The organism is Acinetobacter sp., assembly GCF_036666595.1.
Taxonomy (GTDB): Bacteria; Pseudomonadota; Gammaproteobacteria; order Pseudomonadales; family Moraxellaceae; genus Acinetobacter.
In genome coordinates, this window is the sequence record NZ_JAVWVO010000076.1 from 1 (window position 1) to 736 (window position 736).

Genomic DNA, 736 nt, shown 5'->3' on the forward strand with positions numbered 1-736 from the left:
AAACAATGCCGGCAAGTTAGTGCAGATCGGAAAATACAAGTGAAGAACCCACCAATAAAACATTGAAAACATTAAAACAACGTAATGAATTACTTAAAATGTTGAGTTTGGTTAATACGCTTATTAGCTAGAGCAATGTAAAGCTCATCCAATGAAGCTCGAACATTACTGATGTGTTTAGATGACCAGGTTTCTTTTTGATTATTGAACCAATCTTCAAGGTTAGCAAGTACGGTATCTGACAAAGGACGGCGTTTGATATCTGTTCTTTTCATGAGCTTGTACACCAGCAAGTTCAATAAATATTGCAATGTACATGACAATGTACACTGTAGCTAGTTATGTTTGGTTATGTTCAGGCATAAAAAAAGGCTTAACCCCTTTAGGATTAAGCCTTTCAGTTCCAAAACTTGGCATATTTTGCCATGTTTTGGAAGGTATTTGGGGTGGCGTCAATTGAACTCAAACCCCAACCCATTCATTCCAAAGCTATTTTATTGAATAAAAAAAATCATTGACCCAATTTTGACCCAAATCAGATTTACTGAATTGAATCACTAAACAATCTTGTTCAAATCCTGTCTTGGGATTTGAAATGGTTTACCAATATTACCACTTTTACAATCAATACAAAATGTAATGATATGTCGTTACATTTTTTGATATTTCTTTTTCATGTATTATCAACTAAGACAAATTCAGGGATAAGGTAATGTTTGAAACTATCAATGATTTA

1 protein-coding gene is annotated in these 736 nt (G+C 33.3%); it reads right to left on the reverse strand.

Features of this window, described 5'->3' with window-relative positions:
• Window positions 1–89: 89 nt before the first annotated feature.
• Window positions 90–275 carry a hypothetical protein gene (locus tag RR876_RS16860; RefSeq protein ID WP_332637175.1) on the reverse strand — a complete coding sequence of 62 codons (186 nt, stop codon included), beginning with the start codon at window positions 273–275 and terminating at the stop codon, window positions 90–92.
• Window positions 276–736 lie beyond the last annotated feature (461 nt).